At 65.2% G+C, this 4,655-nt stretch carries 7 protein-coding genes; 3 read left to right on the plus strand and 4 right to left on the minus strand.

Annotated elements, in window-relative coordinates:
* Window positions 1-753 (minus strand): LysR family transcriptional regulator (locus E5W70_RS08360; protein ID WP_292656404.1); only part of this gene is annotated, 753 nt, incomplete at its 3' end.
* Between the two features lie 99 nt (window positions 754-852).
* On the opposite strand from E5W70_RS08360, the gene E5W70_RS08365 reads away from it, so the two are divergent.
* The 3 genes from E5W70_RS08365 (at window position 853) to E5W70_RS08375 (ending at window position 2,393) form a co-directional block, all read left to right on the plus strand.
* Window positions 853-1,593, plus strand: coding sequence for an SDR family oxidoreductase (locus E5W70_RS08365; RefSeq protein WP_292656385.1), 741 nt, complete (start codon window positions 853-855; stop codon window positions 1,591-1,593).
* Window positions 1,594-1,627: 34 nt separating this feature from the next.
* Window positions 1,628-1,831, plus strand: coding sequence for a 4-oxalocrotonate tautomerase family protein (locus tag E5W70_RS08370; RefSeq protein ID WP_292656388.1), 204 nt, complete (start codon window positions 1,628-1,630; stop codon window positions 1,829-1,831).
* A 97-nt stretch (window positions 1,832-1,928) separates the two neighbouring features.
* Window positions 1,929-2,393, plus strand: coding sequence for a GFA family protein (locus E5W70_RS08375; RefSeq protein WP_292656391.1), 465 nt, complete (start codon window positions 1,929-1,931; stop codon window positions 2,391-2,393).
* 39 nt (window positions 2,394-2,432) lie between these two features.
* Here E5W70_RS08375 and E5W70_RS08380 read toward each other — a convergent pair whose 3' ends face one another.
* The 3 genes from E5W70_RS08380 to E5W70_RS08390 form a co-directional block, all read right to left on the minus strand.
* On the minus strand, window positions 2,433-3,203 hold the full coding sequence (locus E5W70_RS08380) for an exodeoxyribonuclease III (RefSeq protein ID WP_292656392.1): 771 nt from the start codon (window positions 3,201-3,203) through the stop codon (window positions 2,433-2,435).
* A 9-nt stretch (window positions 3,204-3,212) separates the two neighbouring features.
* Complete coding sequence (locus E5W70_RS08385; protein ID WP_292656395.1) at window positions 3,213-3,857, minus strand: alpha/beta fold hydrolase; 645 nt, start codon at window positions 3,855-3,857, stop codon at window positions 3,213-3,215.
* Between the two features lie 214 nt (window positions 3,858-4,071).
* Window positions 4,072-4,655: tetratricopeptide repeat protein (locus tag E5W70_RS08390; protein WP_292656397.1), on the minus strand; the 584-nt coding region annotated here is incomplete at its 5' end.

A 4,655-nucleotide genomic window follows, 5' to 3' on the forward strand; every position in this document is an offset into this window, starting at 1 on the left:
GCCGCGTGCGAAATCCGCGGCGAAGCGGTAATGCGGCGCCTGCACCAGGCCGAAGCCGAGACGCGCCAGCTCCGCCATCGTGTCGGAGCCGTTGACCGTCACCCGGTTGGGCAGGCTGACATAGCGCAACGCGCCGCCGACGGTGAATTCGAGCGGCATGACCTCGCCGGTCCTCGACGAGCGGAAGCCGACCATCAGATGGCCTTCGAGATCTTCGGGGGTTGCCGGCATACCGTGCTTTTCGAGATAGGCGGGGCTGGCGCAGGTGACTTCGCGCAATGTCGCCACTCGCCGCATGATCATGCCGCTGTCGGCCTGTTCGCCGGAACGCAGCACGCAGTCGATGCCCTCGCGCACCAGATCGACCAGCCGGTCGCCGTCGCCGATATGCAAGTCGATCCCGGGGTAGCGGTCGAGGAATTCGGAGAGCCGCGGCAGGATGAAATGGCGGGCCATGAAGCCGTGCACGTCGATCCTCAAAAGGCCCTGCGGCTGAGCCGATTGAAAGCCGGCCTCGGCATCCTCGACATCGGCAAGGATGGCGAGGCAGCGCTGGTGATAGGCCTGGCCATCCAATGTCGGGGTGACATGGCGCGTGGTGCGTTCGAGCAGCCTGACCCCCAGCCGTGCCTCGAGGTCCTTGATCGCCTCGGTGGCGGTCGATCGCGACATCGACAGATCGGCGGCCGCCGCGGTGAAGCTGCCGCGCTCGATCACACGGGCAAGCAGGCGCATCCGGTCGAGACTGTCCATCGCCATTGTTCGCCATATCCGAATGGTGTTGGCAAGTCCCGAGCGATTATCCGGCAGGATTTGTCGCCTATTTTCAGCCGAGAAGAATGGAGAGCTGACATGACTACGCGGAACGGAAAGGTGGCGCTGGTAACCGGCGCCTCTAAGGGTATCGGCGCCGAAATTGCCAGGCGGCTGGCACGCGACGGCTTTTCGGTCGTCGTCAACTATGCCAGGGGCGCCGAAGCCGCCGAAGGCGTGGTGCGCGGGATCGAGGCGGCGGGCGGCACGGCGATCGCCGTCCAGGCCGATGTCGGCGATCCCAAGGGCGTGGCGCATCTGTTCGACGCAGCCGAGCAGGCCTTTGGCGGCCTCGATGTGCTGGTCAACAATGCCGGCATCATGAAGCTCGCGCCGATCGCGCAGATGGACGACGCCGGTTTCGAGCAGCAGATCGCGGTGAATCTCGGTGGCGTCTTCCGCGGCATGCGCGAGGGCGCAAGAAGGCTGCGCGACGGCGGCCGCATCATCAGCTTCTCGTCCAGCGTGGTCGGGCTCTACCAGCCGACCTACGGCGTTTACGCTGCCACCAAGGCCGGCGTCGAGGCGATGACGCATGTGCTGGCCAAGGAACTCGGGCCGCGCGGCATCACCGTCAATGTCGTGGCGCCGGGGCCGGTGGCCACCGAGCTGTTCCTCGGCGGCAAGTCCGAGGCACTGGTCGACACGATCACCAGGATGATCCCGCTCGGGCGGCTCGGCCAGCCCGCCGACATAGCCGGCGTGGTGTCGTTCCTCGCCGGACCGGACAGCGGCTGGGTCAACGGCCAGGTGCTGCGCGCCAATGGCGGCACGGTCTGACTCTACTTCCATCAACCAACAGGAAATCGACATCATGCCATTTGCAAACTTCAAGGTGCCTGAGCGCGCGCTGTCCGCCGGACAGAAGGAGGACCTCGTCCACAAGACCACAGCCCTGTTCGTCGAGATGTTCGGCGAAGGCGTGCGCCCCTACACGATGGTGCTGATCGAGGAGGTCGCCGATGGCGGCTACGGCCGCGCCGACGTGGTGTTCACGATTCCTGGGGGAAGGACGTGAAGCTGCCGATCTCCTCCCTCGTGGGACCGTCAAGGGAGAGATTGCAGCTTGCCGGTCGCGCGCTAGATCGCTGGCAGAGGCTAAGGCGAGGCCAGCAATGGACGATTGGAAGCTACCTTGGGACGGCGGTTGCCTGTGCGGCGGAATACGCTTTCGCATCAGCGCGCCGCCCTTGCTGACGACGGCGTGTCACTGCACCGGCTGCCAGAAACTGAGCGCCAGCGCGTATTCCCTGACCATCGCCGTGCCGACCGACGGTTTCGCCGTTACGCAAGGCGAGCCGGTTGTCGGCGGCCTGCACGGCCCGCACCGGCAGCTCTATTGCCCGCATTGCAAGAACTGGATGTTCACGCGCCCGCATGGCCTGGACTTTTTCGTCAATGTTCGTGCGACCATGCTGGACGAACATCATTGGTATGTGCCTTTCGTCGAAGTCTTCATGTCGGAAAAGCTGCCCTGGGCTTCGACCGCCGCTACCCACAGTTTCGCTACGCAGCCCGACCTTGAGGGATATGCCCCTTTAATCGAAGCGTTCGCCCGACAAGCGGCGCGGCCAACCTGACTGGTTGCCGCCCGGAAAGGCGGCGCCAGCTTTCATGCTTCACCGCAACTCCACCCAGACCGGCGCGTGGTCGCTGGCGCCGGTCTCGCCACGTACGTCGCGGTCGATGCCCGCCCCTACCAGCCGGCGCGACAGCTTCTTCGAAAGCAAGATATGGTCGAGCCGCAGGCCGGCATCGCGCGGCCAGCGATTGCGACGATAGTCCCAGAATGTGTAGAGCGTCTCCGTCGGGTGCTTCTTGCGCAGCGCGTCAAGCCAGCCCTGGTCGAGCAGCCGCTGGAACGATGCGCGGCTTTCCGGCTGCACCAGCGCGTTGTCGTCATAGGAGCGGGTCGGGTAGATGTCGCGCGGCTCGGGCACGATGTTGTAGTCGCCGGCCAGCACCACCGGCAGGCCGGTGTCGAGCAACTGCGCCGCATGCGCCTCCAGCCTTTCGTGCCAGGCCAGTTTGTACTGGAATTTCGGGCCGGGCTGCGGGTTCCCGTTCGGCGCGTAGAGCGAGGCGATAACGATGCCGTTGACCGCTGCCTCGATGTAGCGCGCCTGCTGGTCGCTGTCGTCGCCGGGCAGCGCCTCGCGGGTCAGAACGGGTTCTGAGCCCCGTGCAAGTATGGCGACGCCGTTCCAGGTCGGCTGCCCGATCCACACCGCGCCGTAGCCGGCCGCCGCCAGCGCGGTGCGCGGAAACTGCGTCTGCCTGGCCTTCAACTCCTGCAGGCAGGCGATGTCGGGCTTGGCGGCAGCCAGCCATGCGAGCAGGTTCGGCAGCCGGCCGTTGATGTTGTTGACGTTGAAGGTGGCGATCTTCATCGGCCTGCTTCAGCGCACGATGCGTTCGGTCCACGCCTTCACCGCATCAGCGAGCGTCTTCAGATGATCGGCGGTGGAGAAGCCGGAGATGTTTTTGCGCGGCTTCAGATCATGGTCGCCGTCTTCCAGCCAGAAGATCTCGATTGCGTCGGATAGACCATAGGTCGCGACCTCGTCTTTGGTCCCGAACTCGTCGCGCGTGCCCTGGAAGATCAATGTCGGCGTCTTCAGATCGGCAAGGTGTTTTGTCCGAAGCTGCGTCGGTTTGCCCGGCGGATGGAAGGGATAGCCGAGACACAGCAGCCCTGAAATCTCGCCCTTTGAAAACATCTCGTCGGCGATCATCGAAGCGACGCGTCCGCCCATCGACTTGCCGCCGATGATCAGCGGACCTTTCACGCCCTTCGCCCGGAGGTCGGCGATCGCCTTGACGTATTCCGGGTTAACCGTCTCGGCGCGCGGCGGTGGCTTGCGGTGGCCATAGCGGCGCGCCGCCATGTAGTGGAATTCGAAGCGCGCAACGCGGAAGCCGGCTGCGGCGAGCGCTTTTGCCGTGGCCGTCAGCGAGGGCGAGTCCATGGGAGCACCTGCGCCATGCGCCAGCAGGATAGTGATTGGGGCGGTGTCGGGACCGTCGAAGAGGAAGGTGGTCATGGGGTGGCCTGCAGATGAAGGCCGAGTTCCTTCGCACCCCCCTCTGTCCTGCCGGACATCTCCCCCGCAAGGGGGAAGATTGGATGTCGCCATCGCTTTCGCCAATCACCAACGTTGGAAGGCGGGCGGTAAGGAGAAACTGCCGATCTCCCCCCTTGCGGGGGAGATGGCCGGCAGGCCAGAGGGGGGTGTTCAAGCGCGACCAAATGAAGTCCTAACCCGCCGACATCCGCGCCAGCTGCAAATCCACGAACTGTATCCCCTTGGCCGCCATGCGCGCCCATTCGGAATTGGCATCGAGCTCGAGATAGCGCACCCAGCGACGCTGCGCCTCGGCGAGATTGCCGGCGTCGAACTCCAGCCTCGCAAGGTTGAACACCGCATCGGCGTACTTCGCATCCAATGCGATCGCCTTGAGCAAATGGCGGCGCGCCGACGCCACCCGCCCCTCTTCGCTCATCAGCCCGGCCAGATTGAACCAGGCCTCGACGAAGCCCGGATCGAGCTTTATCGCGCGGGCATAGTCGTGCGCCGCCTCGGCCGCGTGGCCGGCGGCGCGCAGGCAGTTGGCGCGGTTGAAGGCGGCGATGGCATCGCTCGGGTCGATGGCCAGGCAGCGCTGGTAGAGTGCCGCGGCCTGCTCGTGGTCTTCAGCCTCTTCCGCCGCCTCGGCATCGGCGAACAGCTCTTCCAGCGTGTCATCATCCTGCGTTCCCAGATCGAACAGCAGCTGGCCGTCGAGTTCGCTCTGGCCTCCCTCGAGATAGATCGCATCGGCCCGCCCATGCTGTGAGCCGA

It is taken from the genome of Mesorhizobium sp., from assembly GCF_005063415.1.
GTDB lineage: Bacteria > Pseudomonadota > Alphaproteobacteria > Rhizobiales > Rhizobiaceae > Mesorhizobium.